Source organism: Neolewinella aquimaris, assembly GCF_014197245.1.
Taxonomy (GTDB): Bacteria; Bacteroidota; Bacteroidia; order Chitinophagales; family Saprospiraceae; genus Neolewinella; species Neolewinella aquimaris.
The window spans coordinates 134,581-158,829 of the sequence record NZ_JACIFF010000004.1 but is presented as its reverse complement, the minus strand read 5'-3'; the positions used below and the strand labels follow the sequence as shown (position 1 = coordinate 158,829).

Genomic DNA, 24,249 nt, shown 5'->3' with positions numbered 1-24,249 from the left:
GCTGACCAACCCGCCCCACCCATTCGTAACCGACACGCCCCCCCCATTTTTCCACCCCGGGTGCCGGCCCTGCCGCCCGCGAGCTGCTGGACATTAGGTAATGGATTGCGCGTAGTGGCCATCCACGTGGAGCAAGCCCCGATCCTGTCGGTCGAAATGATCTGGCGGGCCGGACGTCCCTACGAATCCCAACGGCTGGTCGCCGGTGCCACGAACGCCCTGCTCACCGAGGGAAGCAAAAACTACCGGGCCGCCGAACTGGAAACCTACTTCGAGCAGTACGGCACCGCGCTGGTAACTCCCGAAGATATGGACACGGCCAACCTGTCGGTAGCCACTATTCTCCGCCATGCCCCCCGCCTGTTGCCCGTGATGGCCGAGGTGATCGCCGAGCCTACGTTCACCCCCCGTGATCTGAAGCGCTACCTCAAGCGCAGTCGTCAACAGCTGCGGGAGGACCTGCAGGACCCCGATACCCTGGCCTACCGATTGCTCTCGGAAGCCGCCTTCGGCGCCGATAATCCCTACGGCTACGGTGGAAATCGGGAAGACTACGACGCCCTCACCCTGGATCTGGTCAGAGACCACCACCGGCAGTACTACGGTGCCGCCAACGCCACCCTGCGTGTTGTTGGAAAACTTAGTAAGGAAGTCGAGGACCTACTGGAAGTTTCTTTCGGACAATTGCCCTCCGGTACGCGAGCTGCCGATCCGGACTATTCGGTCCGACCCTCCCCGCCCCGCCTCATTCAGCACCACCGCCCCCGCGCGCAACAATCGATGATCCGCCGTGGCCGCCGGGGCTTCCGCATTACGGATCCCGACTACGCGGGGCTTTGCGTACTCGAAACCATTCTAGGAGGGTACTACGGCAGTCGCCTGATGCGCAACATCCGGGAAGAAAAAGGCTACACCTACGGCATCGATACCGACCTGGATACTTACCGCTTCGACGGCACCTTCGGTATCGCGGCCGACGTGGCCAATGAGAATGTCGGTGAGGTTCGCCGGGAGATAGGGGTCGAAATGGACAAACTCCGCCAGGACCTCGTCCCCCCCGCGGAGCTCGATATGGTCCGGGCTTACCTGATCGGTGGACTCGTAATGGACCTAGACGGACCACTGGCCATCAGCGGCCGCTACCGCTCGGCCATCATCAAGGAGTACGATGCGGCCTCCCACCTCCTGCGGCTCGACGAAACCATTCGGGGCATCTCTGCGGAGGAGGTTCGTACCCTTGCTCAGCAGTACCTGCGTCCCGAACTCGACTGGGAAGTAATTGTCGGAGGGGCTACTCAGTAGGTACTTACCAGCCCTCGCTCAGTCCACTCTCCCGGTATCCGATCCGCTGGGCCACCGCCCGCAGGGTATCTCCACCGTCGGTATTGAAGGTGAAAGGCCCGGTATACACCCGCCACCCTTCGATGCCCTGGTCTTCGGGTAGAATGCGGTAGGCGATCTGCGCTCCGGGCGTTTTACTCTCTAAAATGAAACGGCCCAGGCTATCGCGCCGCAGTTGCGGCCGACCGGTGAGGGGCATCTCGTCGCTGCCGTTCCAGAACTCCTGGACCATCTCCACTTCCGGTACGGCTCCCCGGTCACCTACGCGGTCCAGCCATGCGTCCATTGCCGCCCGGAGCTCCGTAAGTTTATCCGCGTATTCGGGCCTGCCCGCCAGGTTGGTCAGCTCGTGGGGGTCGTTCCGGGTGTCGAACAGTTCTTCGGTCGGCTTACGGTTGCGGAACCACTCGGCCTGGGCGTCGGTAAGGCGGCCCTCGTCGCGCAGGCGGAGCAGTTCCTGCATCGAGGCCATCTGCTCCCGGTACACCAGGGGCAGGTAGTAGCCACGCTCGGGATAGTAATTGCGCAGGTACTTAAAGCGGTGATCGCGGGCGGCGCGGATGCGGTCGTAGTGCTCGTCGAGCCGGTCGCTGGCCGCGAAGATGTAGTCGCGTTCGGGAACCCGGTATTCACCGAAGTTGGCCTGCCCCTGCAGGTATTCGGCGGGTGCTATACCCACCATGCTCTCGACTGACGGCGCAAAATCGACAAAGCTGAATAGCGTAGAATCAATCTCCCCCGCCCGCCGGTTGTCGGGCCAGGCGACGATCATGGGTACGCGCAGGCCGCTATCGTAGAGCAACCGCTTCTGGCGGGGCAACGGTCCGCCGTGATCGCTGTAGAAAAAGATGATGGTGGAGTCCGTGAGCCCGTCCTGTTCCAGCTGGTCGAGCAGAAAACCAACCTGCTCGTCCATGATCCGAATGTTATCGTAGACCCGGCGAACGTCCGTGCGGGTAAGCTCGGTATCGGCCAGGTAGGGGGGGAGGGGAACCGGTAGATCGTCGGGCAACTGAATGGCCGGCCGTTCGTCCTCGCTGTAACCAGTGCGGTAGTCTTCCATGGGGAAGGTATCCGTCTCGAAGCCCTCCCGGAAGCGCAGTGTGCCGCGGCGGGTCGACCACACCTGACTCTCGTGGGTGATTTCCAGGTTGAAGATGGAGAAGAAGGGTTTGCCCGGCGGGCGGTGTCTCCAGTGGGCCTGCCACCCCTGCTCGTCCCAGGCGGTCTTCGGGGCTTGGAACTGGTAGTCGGTCTTGGCGTTATTGGTGGTGAAATAGCCGTTTTCCCGGAGCACCTGGGACATCATTTTGACGCTCGTATCTACCGGAGCGCCGTATTCGCCCGGCAGGCCGAGGGCCCTGAGTTGTCTCACGCCGTTCTGCGTCCGCATGTGGTGACCTCCGCCGCTGATGGGGTATACGCCCGTAGCGATGGCAAAACGACTCGGGGCACACACACCCGCCACGCTAAAGGTGTTCGGGAAGCGGACGCCGCGGGCAGCCAGGCGACTCAGGTTCGGCGTTTGTATGGTTGAATCTCCGAATGCCGCCAGCAGGGGGCTCATATCCTCGCATACGATCCACAGCACGTTCGGTTGTACCCCGGGGGTAGGAGTTTCCGGCCGTTCGTCAGTAGTTTGGCAGGAAACGAGCGCCAGCAGCAGGGCGGGGCCGCAGGAGCGGAGCCAACGGAAAAGCATAGGGTATTGGTAAGCGGATGATTGATGCGGGGTATGCCCACAAATATAACCGCGTCATGCTACTTCTTCCGGTCGTTGTGCCCCCTACTTGCGCACCAGAAGTTTCTGGGGGGACAGCCGTTTCCCATCCACCATGCCTCCCACCAGGTAAGTTCCCGGTACCAGTCCCTCCAGGCCCAGATCGATGTCGTGAAGATCGGCTCGCGCTTCGTACTGTCGTTCCAGGACCCGCTGGCCGGCGGTGTTGCTCAGGATGAGGACGACCGACTGCATGGCGTGCTCGCCGAGCCGTACCGATACGCGCTCGCGGGCCGGGTTGGGATAGAGAAGTACATTCGCTCTGTTTGCCGATATATCGGCGTTTACGACGATGGTATTGCTGAGGGTGAAGCTTCCGTCCAGATCGTAATTCTGCAGGCGGTACAGCGACGTCGGGTCGGGATGCGGATCTTCCCATTCGTAGGTAATCAACCGATCGCCCTTGTTGAGGGCCTTTTTTACTCCTACGGTAGCCCATTTATGGTTAATAAATCGCTGGACGACAAAGCGGTCCGTATTCTCCTCGTGGGCGGTGGTCCAGCGGAGAAGGTTGGTCGAGGAATTGGCCTTTCCTTGGAAAGACAGTAGGTCAAGGGGCAGGCTTGCCGCAAACAGGTCAACGTTATCGCTTATCGTAAGGTGATCGATCGAAGTGCCGTCCTCGCGCATAAGGATCTGGACGGTGTGTAGGCCGGTCGAGGCGATGTTGATCGTGGCGGTAAGCGCTTCGATTTCCCAAACGTTCTCGGGGTTAACGGTAAACTCGTGCGTCTCCACGAGTACGTCGTCGAAAAAGACGTGTAGGGAGTTGTCATTGCCGTTCGGGGAGCGGTGGCGGAAGTAGAGGTAATGTATTCCGGTGCTCACAAAATTGACGTCGTACTCAACCGTTGGAGATTCACCCAGGATAGCCGGCAAAATGGGAAGGTCGTTGTTGGGAACGCTGGTGTATGCCCCATCCTGGGCGGTTGCATCGCTGGCTTCGATCCAATTGTAGAAGATGCTTCCGATCTCGGTGGCAATTTTTCGCGTAGGATGCTCCAGCGGAATAGAAACCAGTTTGTCCGGTCCCGCATCCTGAGTATAAACGTTGCTTGGGTCGGCCTGAGCTGCTACCTGAGCGACGCAGGTCAACGCGATACTTAGGACGGCACACCAGCGCCGGGTGCGGAAGTACGCACGGGTAAAGAGAGAAACCATTTTGTGAGAGAGACTTAACTGGACAACGAATTCAACTAATTAACGGACTTTACGGGGAGGTAGTATGCCCCGTTACTCCCGCCACTTTCACCCAAACAGAAGCCCGCACGAATCGATGATTCGGCGGGCTTCGCGATAAGGAGAATGTAGACAGTCTTTAGTGTTGAACCACCAGGCGCTCGGCGATCGTGACTCCTCCGCCAAGCGATCCGGTGATGACGTAGGTACCCGCGGGTAAACGATCGAGCATAATCGTTTCCCGGTTCGTGCCGGCCGCGGCGACCGAGCGCTTGGTGGCAACCGTGCGCCCGGACAGGGTAGCGATGCGCAGTTCGATGTCACCACCGGTCGGGTGTTCGAAGCTCAGGTTAGCGTATTCGGTGGCGGGATTGGGGTAAACGGACACCGTGGCCATCTGGCGCCGGGTAGTATTCCGAACGATCGATACCATGCTGCTGATTGACTCGCTTTCGTCCAGGTCTACCGTTACGATACGGTAGTAGGCCAGGCTCGGTGCCTGCCGGTCCTCGAAGGAATAATCGATCCGGGTATTGCTGTTGCCGGCGGCGGCAACGCGGCCCAGGGTCTGCCAGCCGTCGTGACCGGTTTCACTACGTTGCACCAGGTGAGTAGCGGTATTGTCTTCGTAGATGCTGGACCACTCCAGCGCGTTGTGGTCCGCGGCGGCCTGGCCGGTGAAGCTGAGCAACTCGATGGGCATGGTTTGGGCATTGAATGCCGGGCTGCTGCTGATGACGATATGGTCGAGGGGGGTGCCATCTTCCCGCATGTATACACTAAAGGTGTGTATGCCCGGCGTGGTGATGTTGATGGTCGGAAGGTCGTCCTGGTATACCCATTCGTTGGGGCTGAGCGGGAAGATTTCTTGCTCGGCTACCAACACCCCGTCTAGGGCCATGGTGTAGGAGTTGTTTGCATTGTCGGGGGCACGGTGGCGGGTGGAGATGTAGTGGGTACCCGTTCGCACGAAGTCGATATTGAACTCGAGCACAGGAGCGTTGGCGGACTTTGCGTTGTTGGCCGTGATCTCACCACTGTTGCCGTTCGGGACGATCGCGTAACGTTCCCCGATGGCCGTGGCGTCGGCGGTATTTGTCCACCGAAGTGCTTCGTACTCTCCGATGCCGGCCAGGTTACGGGAGGGTTTCTCCAGCGACAGTTCGACTACGTTGGATACTCCCGTTTGCTGGAATACCATGTTTGGTGGCACTACTTCGGTAGTGTGCTGTCCTTTGGTGCTGGGGGTGTAATTCCGGTCGGTGGTGATGATGATCTTATCGATAGGGGTGTTGTCGTCCCGCATAATGATGCTCAGGAGAAAGGTGCCGGCAGCAGTGACACTGTACCCCTGTTGCGGGCTCTCCCAACTCCATTGGGGCGAAGAATTGGCGATCTTCCACTTATCCACGAAGTGATGGTTAACGGCCAGGTAGAATTTGTTGCTGGTGCTGCCGCCCCGGTGACGAATGTGGATGTAATGAGTGGCTATCTCCGTCACTTCTATTTCAAAGTCGAGGCGGGGGGCGGACCACATTTTGTCGGGCGTAGCGTGAGTGGTCTGATCGTCAGTAGTCATGTACGTTCCACCACTGGCGGTGGTATCGACCACTTCTATCCACTGTCGGCACTCAAAATCCGCCCGTCCGGCTACGTTATTGGTCGGTGCTTCCGCTTCGATGACGATGATGCCCTTACCGGTACGGTTGTCTTCTTTGTACCCGACGCGGTCGTTGGTTGCCTTTGCGGTACTTGTTCCGTATTCGGTCACTTCCGGACCAAAATCCGCTACGGTAAAGTCGCTGGTGGAAGAAATCACCGCCTTGTCTAAGTACAGACCGTCCTCGCGATGGTAGATCGTGACGGTATGTACGCCCGGGGAAGAAACAGTAAAGCCGGAGGGCGCGCGTTCCCAGGCCCAGCTGTCGTTGCCGGCGGTAAGGTTCCACGCATCCTGAAATACGACGCCGTCGATCGCGATATAGACCGAATTGTCGTTCGAGTTTGCCGCCCAGTAGCGCAGGTTTATATAGTGGGTGCCGGTCTTTACGAACTCAATTTCGTAGGTCAGTTGCGCGCCCTTCGGTGGCTGACCGTCAGCGAGTTGGACGCTGGTAGGAACCTTTACGTACGCTCCGTTGCTGGCGGAATTGGTGGAGTACTCCCACCAGGCTACGTCGGAACCGTGATCGGGATACGTAGATCCAGCGCTGGAAGTCGGATTTTCCGCCTCCATTACGACGAGACCGTCGCCGTCGCTATCATCCTGTAAGTAGGTGATGGGGGCACCACTTCCACAACCGGGCGAGAAGGCAGCCGCGGGGATAGAGGTGAAGAATAAGAAGGAGAGGGTGGCCATACATGTGGCGGCCTTGCCCAAAAGGGCAGAGGAATAAAAGTGTGTCATCTGTTCAAGTGTCTTTAACCGCACGCAATAGCGTGACGGGGAAATAGTGTCTACAAAATAATAATGAGGGTTGCCTGGATCCCGGCAGTTACGCGCAGCATCAACCCCCTAGCCGGGAGCCGGTAATGACGTAAACTAGGACCGCAAAACGAGGCGTACTAAGCTGAGCGCTCAGTATTGGGTATCGGGGGAGAAGGGGAGGGGAGGTGCCAATTGGCACGGGACACCATATAAATGGTGCTTGATAAATTGTTCATGTGTCGTGTCTGAAAAGTAAAACGGATCATCGCAAGAGCGAGTGATTCAATCAAGTACTACAAAAGTACTTTGTATTGTATATACAACCAAGTAACTACAATAAAAGTTCGAACTTAATTATCGTTATCCCCGATTGCGCAGGTCGTCGATGAAGCGCGTAAGCTCCATTTCGTCGTATACGAGTACCTCCCGCGGCTTCGAGCCCTGTGCGGGCCCCACGATGCCGAGCTGCTCCATCTGGTCCATGATGCGGCCGGCGCGGTTGTAACCGAGCTTCAGGCGACGCTGTACCATGCTGGTGGAGCCGTGCTGCTGGGTAATGATGAGACGGGCGGCATCTTCAAACATGTCGTCGAGGTCGGCGTAGCTCAGGGCACCCGATCCGGCCATCTCTTCGTCGGTGTTGTATTCAGGGAGGAGGTAGGGCTCTACGTATCCACGCTGGTTACCGATGAAGTTGATTACTTCCTCCACCTCCGGAGTGTCCACGAAAGCACCCTGCAGGCGCACCACGTCGCCCCCGTTACTCAGCAGCATATCCCCGCGGCCGATGAGCTGATCGGCACCACCGGCATCGAGGATGGTACGCGAGTCGACCTTGGCCGTCACCTTATAGGCGATCCGGGCCGGGAAGTTAGCCTTGATCACCCCGGTAATAATATTTACCGAGGGGCGCTGGGTAGCAATGACCAGGTGGATTCCCACGGCACGCGACAGCTGGGCCAGGCGGGCAATCGGCATTTCAACTTCCTTACCCGCCGTCATGATCAGGTCGGCAAACTCGTCGATGATGAGCACGATGAAGGGAAGGAATTTGTGTCCCTTCTCCGGATTCAGCCGCCGCGCCACAAATTTTTCGTTGTACTCCTTGATGTTCCGCGCCGCCGCTTTCTTGAGCAGGTCGTAGCGCTGGTCCATCTCGATGCACAGCGAGTTCAGGATGTGGATGACCTTGGTGGTTTCCGTCGTGATCGGCTCGGTCTGCCCGGGCAGGAAGGCCAGAAAGTGGCTCTCCAGCTTGGCGTAGGGGAAAAGTTCTACTTTTTTCGGATCGATCATCACCAGCTTCACCTGTGAGGGGTGCTTCTTGTAGAGCAGCGACATGATGATCGAGTTAATACCGACCGACTTACCCTGTCCCGTCGCACCGGCTACCAGCAGGTGGGGCATCTTGGCCAGGTCGGCGATCAGCACCTCGTTCTTAATGGTCTTGCCGAGCGCCAGGGGTAAATCCATCTTGGCGTTGCGGAATTTCTCGCTCTCCAGCACCTCCCGCATACTCACCATCTGGGGGTTCTTGTTGGGTACCTCGATACCGATGGTGCCACGGCCGGGAATCGGCGCGATGATGCGAATGCCGAGCGCGGCCAGCGAGAGGGCAATGTCGTCCTCCAGGTTCTTGATCTTGGAGATGCGCACGCCGGGGGCCGGTACGATCTCGTACAGCGTGACGGTCGGTCCGATCGTAGCCCGGATCTTAGTGATCTCGATCTTATAGTTGAGCAGCGTCTCGATGATCTGGTCCTTATTGGCTTCCAGTTCGGCGCGGTCCACTTCCTGCTTGCCGCCATCGAATTCTACCAGCAGTTGCAGGTGGGGGCTTTCGTAGCTCGGCAGGTCCAGCGTAGGGTCGTAGGGCTCGGTGTGGTTCTGGTTTTCTTCGGTGACGGCCAGGCTGGTGTCGATACCCTCGTCGCCGTCGGCAACGGTCAGGTTGTCCTTGCCTACCGCGAGGGGGTCGTGACTGACGAGGGTGAGATCGCCGACCGATTCCAGGGGCATTTCCATTTGGTCGCCGCGCACTTGCTCGACGCCCTGTTCGGACAGGGTACGCGGGCCTTCGATCTCGAAGTCGCTGCGGTCTCCGGGAGCCAGTACGCGGGTGGGGCCTCCCTCCGGTCGCGAAGCGCCGGCGGAAAGCTTAGACTCGGGCGGGGCCGCAGGTGCGGTGCGAACCGAAGAAGCAGACGGACGTGGCTTACCCCGAAAGCGCAGCATCTCCGAAAAGTGATCGACCACGTCGTTCCTGATCTGCAGGGGCGATCCGTTGAAATCGATACGTGCCTCGAAGATGAGGTACAGCCCCAGTAACAAAAGCAGCAGCAGGATCACGCCGAAACCACCCAGTACACCACTTAGGTGAGAAACCAGGTAGTCTCCCACGCCGCCGCCGAGGGGGAAGTCCGTAAGGCTGCCGAAGGCGAAGCTCAGTAACACCGCCGCGCCGATGGTAAACAGCATCAGCTTCACAAAAAGGTTGGCCATGGGCCGGATGGGTGCACGGCGCAGTCGGTTCAGGCCCAGTCTGCCGATGAAGTAAACTAGGATGAAACTGGGCAGCCCGAAGCAGAAGTAAATAAAGAAGTTGGAGAGGAAGGCTCCGAGGCGACCGAGCCAGTTGTCTACCGAAGCGGCGTCCTCACTCAGCAATTTCCAGCTGAAACGCAGCACGCGGTCCTGGTCGATCTTCCAGGTAAAGAGGTAAGAGACGAAAGCGACCGTGAGGTAGATGGCGATGAAGATCAGCAGCAGACCGAACAGCTTCGGTATACGCTCGTCGCTCAATCCCATCCGGAGACCGAGTTGTCCGCTCTTTTTTTTCGTTTTGGCCATGCAGTAAGATGGGCTTGTGGGGCCGGGCGGCGAAATTACGATAAATGAGGGGAACGAAGGTCAGCTGCCGGAAGTTATCCCGGAACCTGTTTTGGTGACCATTGCGCCGGTATGCTTGCCCGATGAGGCGCTTGCCGGCCTTCTGCAGCAGTTGGACGAGCAGGTCCGGCCGGGTGGTACTGTCCCATGGGGTGCTTTGCTCAGCGATTATTCATTGCACCTGCGGCCCCGCCCGAACAAAATTTGCGGTTGCGGCTAAAAAAAATCAGAAATTTTGATGAGCTGCAGGGGAGCTATCGGAAAACGCAACTGCGTCATACTGACACGGTTAGGAAAAATTCGTGTACGGGATTGATTCTCCGTGGGTTCGTCAAACAGGACAGTACAGGATAGGGTCGCCTGGTTACCCTATGTAATTTGGAAGTGTAGCCGGTACTTCTCCGCTGGGGAAGCTTCAGCCGTTTGCAGCCTTTTACTAACTAGTATACTCGATCATGTTAAAAAAAATCACAATGCTCCTGGCATTCTGCTGCCTGGTTGGAACTGCCGGTGCCCATGGCAGTATTCGGGGAACGGTCACTTCCGAAGAAAATGAGCCCCTCATCGGCGTCAGTGTCGTGCAGTTGGGTACCAACAACGGTACCGTGACCGACCTCGACGGCAACTACCAACTTAACCTGATAGAGGGGAGTAAGACTGTCCAATTTTCATACACCGGCTTTGCCACCCAGGAGGTGGAAGTCGGGGCGCTCACCGTCATCGACGTTGTGCTCGGCACCAATGCTGAATTGCTTGACGAGATTGTGGTGATTGGGTACGGCACGGAGCGCAAACGCGACGTACTCGGGTCCATCGCCTCCGTGGACGAAGAAGCCATCACCCAGACCACGCCCGTCAATGCCTTCGACGCCATCCAGGGACGGCTCTCCGGCGTGCAGATTTCCTCCAACGGGGGGCCCGGTTCGGGGTCCGAAATCCGGATTCGCGGTACCTCGACCCTCGGTGGCGGGGTGGATCCGCTGTACGTAGTGGACGGCCAGCAACTGGAAAACATCGACAACCTCAACCCGAACGACATTGCCTCGATCGAGGTACTCAAGGACGGTGCTTCGGCCGCCATCTACGGCTCCAAGTCGGCCAACGGTGTAGTTATCATCACCACGAAGCAGGGAACGCAGGGGAAAACCAACCTGGAGATCAATCACTCGACGGGGGTGAGTCAGGTGAGCAGCCTGATCCCCGTCTCCAATACCCGCCAGCGGGTGCTCTTCGAACAGCAGCGCAGCGGTGGCGTCGGCAGCGGGACGGACACGGATTCCCTCAGTGCGCGCTTTCAGCAGGAGGTGGACATTCAGGACTTGTTGATCCGTACCGGCGTCCGCAACCAAACCGGGCTGTCGGTCAGCGGGGGCGGCGAGAACAGTCGGTTCTACTGGAATACCGGTTACCTCAGCGAGGACGGCATCATCCTCAACAGCGATTACAGCCGGATCAATACCAGCCTCAAGGTGGACTTCGATTTCAACACCTTTATTTCGGCCGGTACCCGGATCAACGCTTCTTACGAAAAGCAGGGCGGCCTGAACGAAAATACGGTCTTCCGTCAGCTTTCCGAGCGTCCGGCCTACCTCCCGGTGCGCGACGGCAACGGGGAGCTGTTTCCCGAGGTGTTCGGCCGCCAGAACCCCCTGGCCGAGGCGCTCGAAACCGTGAACGACGACCGCAATTTCCGGTCTACGCTGTTCAGCTACGTCGAATTGAAACTCCTGCCCGAGCTTGCCTTTCGGTCTACCCTGGGCGTCAACTACCGGCAGCGGAAGCGGAACATCTTCGAACCGACGATCACCCAGCGCCAGGGCAACCCAGCCACCGGCAGGGAGCAACAGATCCTAGACTACGACCTCCAGCAGGAGAATTACCTGACCTACAAGAAGAAGTTCGGCAACCACAACCTATCGTTGCTCGCGGGAATGCAGACGCAGCGGTGGAACAACGAGTTTTCGGAAATTCGGGCGGTAAGTTTCGCCTCCGACCTCATCCAGACCTTCAATAATGTTGCCGAGCTCAACACTTCGGCTACGCGAACCCTCCAGAATCGTCACGCCCTCCTTTCCTACTTCGGACGAATGTCCTATAACTACCGCGGAAAGTACCTGCTGGCCGGTACCCTCCGTCGCGACGGGTCCTCCCGCTTCGGTGACAACCGCAAGTACGGCAACTTTCCCTCCGCCTCGGTGGGCTGGCGCATCAGTGCCGAGCCGTTTATGGAGGGCATTCGGGGAGTCGTATCCGACCTGAAGTTGCGGGCCGCCTACGCCATCACGGGCAACGAGCGGATCGGCGACTACGATTCCCAGCTGCTTTACAGCCCGGGCTTCATTTATAACGGCGTGAACGGCGTGGCCCCGACCCAGTTGTCCAATCCCGATCTCGGTTGGGAAAGCACCGAACAAACCAACTTCGGTCTTGACCTCGAACTACTGGAGGGTCGGTTTACGACCACCCTCGACTTCTACACCAAGACGACCGACGACCTGCTTTACGAAGTGCCGTTGCCCGAGGAGACCGGCTTCAGTATCGTACAGAAGAACGTGGGCTCGGTGGAGAACAAGGGCGTAGAACTGACCATCGGCGGTACCCCCCTCAAACTCGGTGATTTCCGCTGGTACACCAGCTTCAATATTGCGACCAATAAGAACAAGGTGCTCTCGCTCGCGGACCCCGACGGTTTCGAGTCCGGCCCCTTCAAGATCGAGGTGGGTGAGTCACTCGGCAACATCTACGGCTTCACCAACCTTGGTGTTTTCGCCTACGATGAGTCGAACGCCTTCACCGATGACGGGACACTCCTAACTCCGGTCTTCGACGCCGATGGTGCGTTTACCAACTATACGCTCAACGGACAGACCTATACCGGGGAGGTCAATCAGCTCCGGGCGGCCGGCCGGACCCTCGGCGGTGGTGACGTGATCTGGGACGACCTGAACGGTGACTTCAATATAGACAATACCAACGACCGCTCCGTGATCGGCAACGGCCTGCCGAAGTACTTCGGCGGATTCTTTAACGAATTTACTTACAGGAGTCTCAGCTTCTCCTTCCTGTTCGACTACAATTTCGGCAACGACATCTACCGCAACTACGACGATCGGCGCAATACCGCCACTTCCTTCGGCGCTACGCCACATCCCGACCGGATCGAAGGTGCCTGGCTGGAGCAAGGCGATGTGGTGGAGTACCCCAGCCTGGACCGTCGCCGGTCACAGAACCGGATCGGCGTCGACTCTTACTACCTGTCCGACGCCGATTTCATCAAGCTACGCAACGTACGCCTGACCTATGAACTACCCACCAATATCGTCAACCGGCTGAACTGGCTCAGTGGCGTATCGGTCAACCTGTCGGTAAATAATCCCATCACCTGGACCAATTACGAAGGGTACAACCCCGAACTCGGTTCCCGGGGCAGCGCACTGCAGCCCGGCATCGATAACCTGCGCTACCCCAACCGAACCGAATACATCTTCGGCATCAAGGTGCGCCTGTAGTCTGATTCCACCGACCTCCCTTCCAACTTAAAGAAATTCAATCATGCGATTCAATCAATCGATTCAGCCTTTCTATCTGCTGTCGGTGCTGCTTCTGGTCCTGGCCGCTTCCTGCGACGACGTGATCGACGAGCAACCCGTCAGTCAGACTTCCGATGCCCAGTTCTGGAAAAATAACGGCGATGCCGAATCCGGCGTGGCAGCCATCTACGACGCCATGCAGGAGACCTACCGGGTCAAGCACTACCTATGGGGAGAATTCCGCTCCGACAACTTCATCGCCAGCGATCGCGTCACCGTCGACTACGAGGAATTGGTCTCCAACCGGCTAACGCAATCTAACGAGTCCACCCTCCGCTGGAACGACCTGTATCAAATGATCGGCCGGGCAAACCTGGCCATCGAGAAGATACCGACCATCCCCAACTATACCCCCGGACTACTCGGCCAGGCCCACGCCCTGCGAGCCTACGCTTATTTCGACGCCGTACGGGTGTGGGGCGGCGTACCGCTCTACACCGAAGCCGTCACGAACCTCGATCAGGACCTCAATCGTCCGGCTACCGACGGCACCACCATCCTGAACGAGATCGTGATCCCGGACATGCTCGAAGCCGAGCGCCTGATCACTGGCTCGGGCAACGAGTTCCGATTCACCAAAGCGGCTACCTACGCCTTCCAGGCCGATGTGTACACCCACCTGAAGGACTACGCCAAGGCGAAGGAGGCCCTCGATAAGCTCATCGCCCTCGACGACTACGAGCTGGTCACCGATCGGGAATCGTGGAGCAGGCTGTTCCTGAACGACCTGAACCTGGGAACGTTCCAGGAGGGCCCCGAACTAATCTTCTCCATCCGCTACGACATCCTGGAGGACGGCAACCGGGCCTCGGGCAATTACGAGCTCTTCTTCGCCGGCATCCCCAGTTTTTTCATCTCCCCGACGCTGGAACGCAAGTGGATCGAGAAGTTTCCCATCGATTCCGTCGGCTGGTACGCCAAGTATCCCGACTTCGATCCGCAGGAAACCGATGAGTTCGGTAACACGCTATTCGGCGACTGGCGCTACTTTGAGAGCCGGGAGGAAGGACGATCCATTGGCGAGGCTCGCTCCGCGAAGTACACGAAACTCAACTTCAGCCCCAACGACGACGCCACCAACATCCCCGTCTACCGCTACGCCGGCGTACTGCTGTTGAAGGCGCTGGCCGAGAACCGGCTCGGCAATCCGGAAGTAGCGATTGAACTGATCAATGAAGTCCGTACGGCACGGCAGTTGCCCCTGGTCGACGGTGCCGACTACCCCGACGTGGAAAGCCTCGAGGACCTGATCCTCGACGAGCGGCAGCTGGAGTTGTTTTCCGAGGGTGATCGCTGGTGGGACCTGCGGGCCACCGACAAGGTGATGCAGGCGCTCGATACCATTGCCAATATTCCCCAGGATCAGCTGGTCTTCCCCATCTACGAGAAGCACCTGATCGACAATCCCAATTTGCAGCAGAACCCCGGCTACGTCAACTAAAGAATCCCAACCATCATGACAACCATTAATTACACCAACGGAAGCGGATTCCTCCTGCTGTGCGCCATCTTCTTTCTTTCCGGTTGCGACCTCCAGCGCCAGGAGAGGTTCAAGTTCGAACCCGACATTGCCCCCCAGGTCACCTTCGACATGACGGCCCTCGACTTCATCCGCCTGGATCCCGGAGATGAATTCAACTACCTCGACACGGCCATCACCCTTACGGGACTGGAGGCGGAATACTCCACGAACGCAGATATGCGCACCTACCTGCTCCTGAAGGACCGGGCCTTTACCGACGGAGGGGAGATCCTACAACAGATCTCCGGGTCGACCAGTACCTCCATGGACTCCCTGGACGACACCCAGATCGAGCGCCTGCGGTACGTACTGCGCTACCACATCATTGAGGCGTACATTGAAAACGGTTTCGACCCACTGGAAGTCCTGTATCAGGATTACTTTTTCCAGACCCTGATCCCGGGTGACGATGGAATAATTTCGATTAACCGCGACGACCGTTTCCGCCTCAGCGTAAATCGCTCCGACGATCTCCAGGGAACCAAAAAGGGCGGGCGCATCAACGAGCACAACTACATTTTTACCAATGGGGTAGCGCACCTGGTCACCGATAGCTACCGCAACGCAAGGTACTGAGTGAGCCTGCGCCTACGGACTCCTCCGCTCCTGTAGGGGACTGCAACGGTAGCACAGATTGACTGACCCGGGGGGCGGGTACGTACGACCGGACCTGCTCCAAACGGCAGCGGATAGACTGCTCGACATCACCATCATCAAGAGAATATGAAGCTGTTCGTTAGACTTACCTGTGTTCTGTTTTTCCTTGTGCACAGTGCTGAGCTGTTTGCCCAGAGGAACGAACAGGGGTCTACTGGGGAGCATACCGCAACCCACGGAACTGAGACCTTTCTCGAAGACCATTTTGCCGCCCCTCCGGCGGAGGCAAGGGCGCGAACCTGGTGGCACTGGTTGAATGGAAACATCAGCCGAGAGGGGATTCGCGCAGATCTGGAGGCAATGAAGCGCGTCGGTATTCAGGAAGCCCAGATATTCAATGTCGACCTTGGACTCCCGTTCGGGGGGGTGGAATACCTCAGTGAAGCGTGGACTGCATTGCTTCAGTTTGCCGCATCGGAAGCCGCCCGTCTCGACCTGGAACTCTCCTTTCATAATAGCGCGGGATGGTCGTCTAGTGGAGGTCCGTGGATCGACGCCGAGCATGCCATGCAGACCCTGGTGCACAGCGAAATAACGGTGCAGGGCGATCAACAATTTTCCGCCCCCTTGCCGATGCCGGAAACTAGAATGGATTTCTACCGGGACGTGGCTGTCCTGGCCTTTCCGAAGCCGGAGGGCGACGTGACAATCAAAGGGTTGGACTACAAGATGCTGGGAGACCGGATCCGGAATCACGTGCTGCCGGAAACCAAGGATATTGCCAAAGCGGCGATTATCGACAGAAACGAGATCATCGACCTACGGGCGCACTTTACCGATGCGGGCGTGCTGGACTGGAACGTGCCCCCCGGCGAATGGATCGTGCTGAGGCTGGGGCATACGCCCACCGGCACGATGAACCGTCCCGCGGTGAGGGGGGGACAGGGGTTGGAGTGCGACAAGATGAGTAAAAAGGCGGTCGAACGTCACTGGGAGGGAGGTGTCCAACCCATTATTGACGCCCTCAGCGACTACATCGGGCGGACAGTTAAAAGCTGCCTGATCGATAGTTACGAGGTTGGCGCTACGAACTGGACGAGTGGATTCGAGGCCGAATTCAAGCGCTTGCGCGGTTATGATTGTCTGACTTACCTGCCTACCCTGGCGGGTTACTACGTTGGGAGTGGGGAGGTCTCCGAACGCTTTCTGTGGGATTTCCGGCGGACGATTGGCGATCTGATTGCGGAGAATTACTATGCCCGGTTCAGTGAGCTTTGTCATCAGTACGGGTTGACCTTTTCCGTAGAGCCCTACTGGGGACCTTTCGACAATATGCAGGTGGGGGCTACCGGAGACATCGTCATGTGTGAATTCTGGACCGGCGGTTACCCCTTCTTCGATTCGCCGAAGTTTGTATCGTCGATAGCTCACCTGAAGGGAAACTCTATCGTGGGCGCGGAGTCCTTTACCGGTATCGGCGGATGGGACGAACACCCCGCGGTCCTGAAGACGATCGGCGACAAGGCCTGGGCGCAGGGGATCACGCGCTTCATTTTTCACTCCTACGTCCACCAACCGTGGAACGTCGCACCGGGTCTGGCCCTGAGCTACCACGGTACGGAATTTAACCGCCTGAATACCTGGTGGGAACAGGGGAAGGCGTACATGGATTATATCGGGCGATCGCAGTTCCTACTGCAACGGGGAAAAGCCGTGGCGGACGTGCTCGTGTTCACCGGTGAGTCGTCACCGAACGATGCCCTGCTGATGCCCGAAGTGAAGCAAATGGGCTTTGATTACGATCTGCTCGGCGTGAATAATCTCTACGACCTGCGGGTAGAGAATGGGAATATCGTCACCCCCGCCGGGGGCAGTTACCGGGTGCTGGTGTTGCCGGAGCAGGAGTGGATGCGACCGGAAACCGTGCAGAAACTGGCGGAACTCTCCGGACGGGGAGCAAAGATTATCGGTCCGAAGCCACTAAAGTCTCCCAGCCTGTCGGGCTATCCGGCGTGTGACAAAAGAGTTCGTAGCATTGCCGATAAGTTGTGGGCGACCAGGGCCGTGCAGGATATTTCTATCGTGGATTTCCTTAATGGCCACGGTGGGCCGCCTGATTTTACGGTAGAGGGTGAGGATAATGACGGCCTCACTTTCATCCACCGCAAAACCGAGGCAGCCCATATCTACTTTGTTGCCAATGACAAGCGGCAGAGTAAGTCGGTAAGTTGCCGCTTCAGGGTGACAAATAAAACGCCGGAGATCTGGGACGCGCAGACGGGGGAGATAATGCAGCCGGCCGTATGGAACGAAAACCCCGACGGCACGACGACCGTACCCGTCGTACTTGAATCCGAACAGGCTATTTTCGTTGTATTCAGAAGTGTGGTGGAAGACGACCACATCACGCGTCTTTCTGCCGTCGCCCAGCCTGCCGCCGCAGAGAAACTCCCCCAGTTGGAAATCTTGTCCGCTGAATACGGGACCTTCTTACAGGAAGGACTCGTGGACGTCACCGACAAGGTGGCTGATGCCGTGGTCGATAATGAGCTGAATATAAGGGCGACCCGGCACTTTTGCGATTGCGATCCCGCCATGGGCTACACAAAGGAATTCCGTATCGAATACACGATAGGCGACAGCCTGTATCGGCTCTCGGAGATGGAACGGGATTCGGTAAATATTGATCCCGGTGGGAAGGGGGAACTGGTGATCCGAAAAGCGGTCTTTGGAAAGTTTCTTCCGGAGACCAGGGGGGTGCCGGGTCAGTTTCCGGTCCACGATGTTTCTTCGGCTATCGGAAGGAAGCTGGCATCCGGTGCTTTTGATATAGCTGTGGATGACCGGCTACTGGAGGGAAGGGAAGCTGAGGGTAGGAGTCCTGAGTTGCGAATTACTTATAGCACCGCCGGGGAAGTCCGCAAGGTCGTCGTTCCGGCGGGGGGGGTACTGAAACTCTCGGATGAGAAGCCTTTCCATAAAACGGTGCGCAAGGGGAAGGAAGATATTCTGCTGACTCCTTATCCACTGCAGCTTACGTACGAAAGAGGAAACGGGATCAGCAACGAGCTTATCGTCGGGTCGGTACCCAATCCACTCGCGCTGCCTGACTCCTGGGAATTATCCTACTCCCAGATAGCCCAAGACACCCATCACCAAACGCTGCAGCGGCTTACTTCCTGGAGTACCGCCCAGGACTCCATCCTGCGCTACTTCTCCGGGACGGCGAGCTATTCGACGAGTTTTGAAGCGCCCCCGAATGTGGTAAGTCCCGACTATTCCCTGGAACTGGACCTCGGAAGCGTGCAGGTCATTGCCGAGGTGATCCTGAATGGACAGGAGGTAGGGGTGTTGTGGAAACCTCCCTTCAGAATCAAGCTGGACGGCTACCTCCAATCGGGCAAAAACTCGTTAGCCGTCAACGTGACCAATCTCTGGCCCAACCGCTTGATCGGCGATGCCCGCCTGCCGGCGGACTATACCATGAATAAGAACATGATCGAGGAATGGCCCGGCTGGCTTACCACGCCCGCCGCCCGCCCTGGCCGCCGCACCACGTTAGCGTCCTATCTCCACTATCACGAAGATTCCGAACTCAAACCGTCCGGATTGCTGGGGCCGGTGAAAGTGAATATTTACCGGCGGGTCGTACTGGACTGACATTGCCGGTCCCTGAAGACTGGCAGCCCGTATACCCCGACCATAAGCGTAGTAGCCTAAATTGTATTCATGAAACGAAGTCTGATCTACCCCTGGATGTACTTGGCCCTATTTATCCTGACGTGCGGACCATCATCCGCCCAGGACAGGTACAATATCCTCTGGATCACGGCCGAGGACCTGAGCCCCCGACTCGGTGCCTACGGCGACCGCGTAGCCCGCACTCCGAACCTGGACCGCCTGGCCGCCGGGGGCGTGCGCTACGAACGGGCCTTTGCTACCTACGGCGTCTGTGCGCCCGCCCGCCATACCCTCATTACGGGGATGTATCCGACCAGCACCGGGGCGGGGCCCATGCGCACCTGGAGGCGCACCAGCGCCCTGGCCAGCATCACGGACACCGCCCTGCTCAACATCCCGGTCTACGAGGCTACCCCACCCGCCGGCGTAAAGTGCTTCACCGAGTACCTGCGGGCGGCGGGCTATTACTGCACCAACAACAGCAAGACCGACTACCAATTCCGCCCACCGATTACGGCCTGGGACGAAAGCTCCAAAACCGCCCACTGGCGCAACCGGCCGGACCGCAGCCAGCCCTTCTTCGCCGTCTTCAATGGCGAACACACCCACGAAAGCCGCACCTTCAAACAGGTACACCCCCGGTTTACGGACCCCGCCGACGTTACCGTACCGCCGTATTACCCCGATACCGAAACGGTGCGGCAGGATATCGCCCGCCACTACGACAACATCCACGCCCTTGACACCTGGGTGGGGGAGATCCTCGATCAGTTGGAGGAGGACGGGCTGCTTGATTCCACCATCATCTTTTTCTTTGGCGACCACGGCGACGGCCTACCCCGGGCCAAGCGGTGGGTGTACGACTCGGGTACCCGTGTGCCGTTGCTGATCCGCTGGCCGGACGGGGCGGGCGCCGGAACGGTGAATGAAGCGTTGGTCTCCTTCGTCGATTTTGCCCCGACGGTACTTTCCCTCGCCGAACTCGATGCTCCCGCCTACATGGAAGGACAGGTATTCGCCGGGGGGAAGCAAGCGGCACCCAGGGACTACGTCTACCTATTCCGCGATCGCATGGATCCGGCACCGGAAACCATTCGGGCGGTACGGGACGAGCGCTACCAGTACGTACGCAACTACCGCCCCGAGCTGCCTTACCTCGGATACATTCCCTACCGCGACCGGGCGGCCATGATGCAGGAAATCCTACGGCTCAAGGAAGACGGAGCATTGGGTCCGGAACAGTGGCAGTTCTGGGCAACGTCCAAGTCCCTGGAGGAACTCTACGATACCCAAACCGATCCCGACCAGATCAGGAATATCGCAGGAGACCCCGCGCACTTCGGTAAATTGACGGAACTGCGGAATGCCCACGCCGATTTCCTGAGCACCTACGGCGATCTGGGCCAATTGCCCGAAAGCGAGCTGATCCGCCGGCTTTGGCCACCTGCGGGAGCGCAATCGGTGACTGCTTCACCGACCATTCACGTGGACGGAAATCGGGTGCGCATGGAAAGCGCAACTGAAGGAGCATCCATTGCCTACCGATTGTCCGCGGACGAGAACTGGAGACTGTATTTTGAACCCATCGACCTGCCCGGCGGCACCGAGCTCGAAGCAAGGGCCATCCGCCTGGGCTGGAAAGAGAGCGAACCGAGCCATAAAATCATCAAATGACGACTAAGCGCACCCCCATTCAGTATCTGGTCGGAACCATACTGTTCCTCCTCGCCGGCCACCTCGCGGCCCAGCAGACCGAGCGGCCCAACATCATATTTATCCTCACCGACGACCAGCGCTACGACGCCATCGGCTACGTCGGAAACCCCCTGGCCACTACGCCGGAGATGGACCGGCTGGCCGAGCAGGGTACCTACTTCTCCCAGGCCGCGGTGACCACTCCGATCTGCGCGGCGAGCCGCGCCTCGATCCTCTCCGGCCTATACGAGCGTACCCACCGCTTTAACTTCCAGACCGGCAACATCCGCGAGGAGTACATGGTGGACGCCTACCCGGCTGTACTGCGGCGGGCGGGCTACCGTACGGGGTTCTACGGCAAGTACGGCATCCGCTACGACGGGGAGGAGCGCATGTTTGACGAGTACGATACCTACGACCGCAACCACGCCTACGACGACCGCCGCGGCTACTACTACAAAACCCTGGACGGCGACACCGTCCACCTCACCCGCTACACCGGTCAGCAAGCCCTGGATTTCGTGGACCGCAACGCAGACACGGACCAACCCTTCTGCCTGAGCCTCAGCTTCAGCGCCCCCCACGCCCACGACAGTGCGGAGGATCAGTATTTCTGGCAGGAGGAAACGGATGGCTTATTGCGCAACGGGGACGTCCCTGCTCCCGCGCTCGCCGACCAAAGCTACTTTGATGCCCTGCCGCAGTCCGTACGTGACGGCTTCAACCGCCTGCGGTGGACCTGGCGCTACGACACCCCCGAAAAGTACCAACATAGCGTGAAGGGCTACTACCGCATGATCGCCGGCATCGACCTGGAAATCGGGAAACTGCGCAAGAAACTCGCCGAAAAGGGACTCGACAAAAACACCGTGATCATCGTGATGGGCGACAACGGCTACTTCCTCGGCGAACGACAACTGGCCGGCAAGTGGCTGATGTACGACAACTCCGTGCGCGTACCCCTGATCGTTTACGACCCCCGGGTACCGCAGCACCACGACAGCGAGGCCCTGGCCCTGAACATCGACGTGCCGGCCACCATAATCGACCTGGCCGGACTTGCCGAACCCGCCACTTACCAGGGAAAAAGTCTGCTCCCGATCGTGGCCGGCGCAACGAATGACGGGCTACGCGACACCATTCTGATCGAACACCTCTGGGAATTCGACGAGATCCCGCCCAGCGAGGGCGTGCGGACCAAAGACTGGAAGTACTTCCGCTACCTCAACGACAAGCGCGACGAGGAACTCTACCACCTGGCCGATGACCCGGCCGAGACGAAAAATTTGGCAAAAGAGGCCGAATACCGGAAAAAACTGCTCGAATTCCGCCGCAAGTGCGACGAGCTGATCGAGCGGTACGGCGACGATTATTCCGCCCCACCCACGGGCCTTTCGGTGGAGTACCTGCGCCAGCCGGAGGGGCTTCCCCTGCGCGACCCCCGACCGGAATTCGCCTGGGAAGTGCCGGAGGGCTCGGCCCTGCAGGGCGCCTACCAAATTCTCGTGGCCGGAAGTCGGGAAATGATCGACAACAACGTGGGCGATGTTTGGGACAGCCGCCGTGTAGCGACTAACACCTCGGTAGGTGTCGAGTACGACGGGCCGGAACTGGAGCCGGGCAAGACCTACTTCTGGAAGGTGCGCATCTGGGACGACGTCAACCGCCTCACCGCCTACTCCGCCGCCCAGCAATTTGCCGGACCGGCCGGGGAGAAGGGAATGGGCTACCTGACCACCGAAAACCGCTACCAGATCGCCCGGGTCGAACCGGTGGAAATGCGGCCGACGGACAACGGACTCTTCATCGACTTCGGCAAGGATGCCTTTGCCAATATGGAAGTCTCCTACACTGCACGGCGACCCCACACGCTGACCGTAAGGGTAGGGGAGCTGCTACGCGACGACGGCACCATCGATCCCGAGCCGGGGGGCACCATCCGTTACCAGGAAGTCGAGTTGCCCGTGAAAAAGGGTACCCACACTTACATCCTGCCCCTCGTGCCGGACGAGCGCAACACCAAGGACATGGCGGTGCAGTTGCCGGATTCGTTCCCGGTGCTGCTGCCTTTTCGGTACGCTGAAATTGAGGGAGTGAAGGGGGAAGGATTGAGGGGTGAAGGATTGAGGGGTGAGGGATTGAGGGGTGTTACTCAGCTCGTTTATCATGGGTACTGGGAGGACGATCAGAGTTCGTTTTCGAGTAGTGACACGATTCTCAACCAGGTGTGGGACTTGTGTAAGTACACCATTAGGGCGACGACCTTCGCCGGGCTGTACGTCGACGGGGACCGGGAGCGCATTCCTTACGAGGCGGATGCTTACCTCAATCAGCTGAGCCACTATACGACCGACCGGGAGTACGCCATTGCCCGCCGCACCATCGAGTACTTTATGGAGCATCCCACCTGGCCCACCGAGTGGCAGCAGCACGTGGCGCTGATGTTCCACGCCGACTACATGTACACCGGCAATACGGAACTGATCGAGCGGTACTACGATGAGCTAAAGTACAAGACCCTCATCGGGCTACTGGGGGAAGATCACCTGATCAGCTCCACCCGCATCACGCCGGAATACATGCGCAAACTCGGCTTTGGCGACCGGGACGAAACCCTGCGCGACATCGTCGACTGGCCACCCGCCCAGAAGGACACCGGCTGGAAATTGGCTACCGCCGAGGGGGAACGCGACGGCTTCGTCTTCATGCCCAACAACACCGTCATCAACGCCCTTTTCTACCGCAATTTGAAGATCATGGCGGAGTTCGCAGGAGCAATCAACAAACACGAGGAGCAAGTCGAATTCGAAGTGCTGGCCATGCAGGCGCTCCGGGCCGTCAACGAAAAGTTGTTTGATAAGGAACGGGGTATCTACGTCGATGGGGAGGGAACGGACCATGCCTCGGTACACGCCAATATGTTTCCGCTGGCCTTCGGTATGGTCCCGGAGCCGTACGTGCAATCGGTAGGGGAGTACATCAAAAGCCGGGGCATGGCCGCCAGTGTTTACGGGGCCCAGTACTTGATGGAGGCACTGTACAAGGCAGGAATGGCCGACTACGCCCTGGAGCTGCTTACCTCCACCTCCGACCGCAGCTGGTACAACATGATCCGCTCCGGCTCCACCATGACCATGGAGGCCTGGGACGTTAAGTATAAGCCCAACCTCGACCTCAACCACGCCTGGGGTGCCGTGCCGGCCAACATCATCCCGCGCCAGATGTGGGGTATACAGCCCGGGACACCGGGCTACGGCATAGCTTCGATCCATCCGCAGATGGGGAGCCTGAAGGAATCGTCCATCACCGTACCTACCCTGCGGGGGAAGATCGAGGGAGTGTACGAGAACCTCAATCCCCGCGCCCAGAACTACACCATCACCCTGCCCGCGAATATGGTCGCTGAGTTCTCCCTCGACCTTCAGGAAAATCAGGCACTCACCCTCAACGGAAAGGCCGTAAATCCCGCCTTTCCGACCCTGCGGCTGGAGCCGGGGGAGAACCGGATCGAGGTGCGAATTAACTCGTTTTAGGCCAGTTCTCTAAC

11 protein-coding genes are annotated in these 24,249 nt (G+C 58.6%); 7 read left to right on the top strand and 4 right to left on the bottom strand.

Annotated features, from left to right (window positions below; all coding sequences use genetic code 11):
• Positions 1–114 precede the first annotated feature (114 nt).
• The gene (locus GGR28_RS09290; RefSeq protein WP_319936719.1) at positions 115–1,302 is read left to right on the top strand and encodes a M16 family metallopeptidase; all 1,188 of its coding nucleotides are present in this window, start codon (positions 115–117) and stop codon (positions 1,300–1,302) included.
• Positions 1,303–1,306: 4 nt separating this feature from the next.
• Here GGR28_RS09290 and GGR28_RS09285 read toward each other — a convergent pair whose 3' ends face one another.
• The 4 genes from GGR28_RS09285 to GGR28_RS09270 form a co-directional block, all read right to left on the bottom strand.
• Complete coding sequence (locus GGR28_RS09285) at positions 1,307–3,043, bottom strand: sulfatase family protein (RefSeq protein ID WP_183495507.1); 1,737 nt, start codon at positions 3,041–3,043, stop codon at positions 1,307–1,309.
• 84 nt (positions 3,044–3,127) lie between these two features.
• A complete protein-coding gene (locus GGR28_RS09280) occupies positions 3,128–4,282 on the bottom strand; it encodes a hypothetical protein (RefSeq protein ID WP_183495506.1) in 1,155 nt (384 codons plus the stop codon).
• A gap of 157 nt (positions 4,283–4,439) precedes the next feature.
• Positions 4,440–6,659, bottom strand: a complete 2,220-nt coding sequence (locus GGR28_RS09275) for a T9SS type A sorting domain-containing protein (protein ID WP_183495505.1) — start codon at positions 6,657–6,659, stop codon at positions 4,440–4,442.
• 429 nt (positions 6,660–7,088) lie between these two features.
• Positions 7,089–9,578: an FtsK/SpoIIIE family DNA translocase gene (locus GGR28_RS09270; RefSeq protein ID WP_183495504.1), complete on the bottom strand. Its 2,490-nt coding sequence runs from the start codon at positions 9,576–9,578 to the stop codon at positions 7,089–7,091.
• A gap of 494 nt (positions 9,579–10,072) precedes the next feature.
• Here GGR28_RS09270 and GGR28_RS09265 point away from each other — a divergent pair, with 494 nt between their 5' ends.
• The 6 genes from GGR28_RS09265 to GGR28_RS09240 all read left to right on the top strand — a co-directional run bounded on the left by GGR28_RS09265 (position 10,073) and on the right by GGR28_RS09240 (position 24,235).
• Positions 10,073–13,126, top strand: coding sequence for a SusC/RagA family TonB-linked outer membrane protein (locus GGR28_RS09265; protein WP_183495503.1), 3,054 nt, complete (start codon positions 10,073–10,075; stop codon positions 13,124–13,126).
• 43 nt (positions 13,127–13,169) lie between these two features.
• Positions 13,170–14,648, top strand: coding sequence for a RagB/SusD family nutrient uptake outer membrane protein (locus GGR28_RS09260; protein ID WP_183495502.1), 1,479 nt, complete (start codon positions 13,170–13,172; stop codon positions 14,646–14,648).
• Positions 14,649–14,663: 15 nt separating this feature from the next.
• The gene (locus GGR28_RS09255) at positions 14,664–15,305 is read left to right on the top strand and encodes a hypothetical protein (protein WP_183495501.1); all 642 of its coding nucleotides are present in this window, start codon (positions 14,664–14,666) and stop codon (positions 15,303–15,305) included.
• 147 nt (positions 15,306–15,452) lie between these two features.
• Complete coding sequence (locus GGR28_RS09250; protein ID WP_183495500.1) at positions 15,453–18,986, top strand: glycosyl hydrolase; 3,534 nt, start codon at positions 15,453–15,455, stop codon at positions 18,984–18,986.
• A gap of 69 nt (positions 18,987–19,055) precedes the next feature.
• Complete coding sequence (locus GGR28_RS09245; RefSeq protein WP_183495499.1) at positions 19,056–20,681, top strand: sulfatase family protein; 1,626 nt, start codon at positions 19,056–19,058, stop codon at positions 20,679–20,681.
• A complete protein-coding gene (locus GGR28_RS09240) occupies positions 20,678–24,235 on the top strand; it encodes a sulfatase-like hydrolase/transferase (RefSeq protein ID WP_183495498.1) in 3,558 nt (1,185 codons plus the stop codon). Before GGR28_RS09245 ends, GGR28_RS09240 begins: the two co-directional genes overlap by 4 nt.
• Positions 24,236–24,249 lie beyond the last annotated feature (14 nt).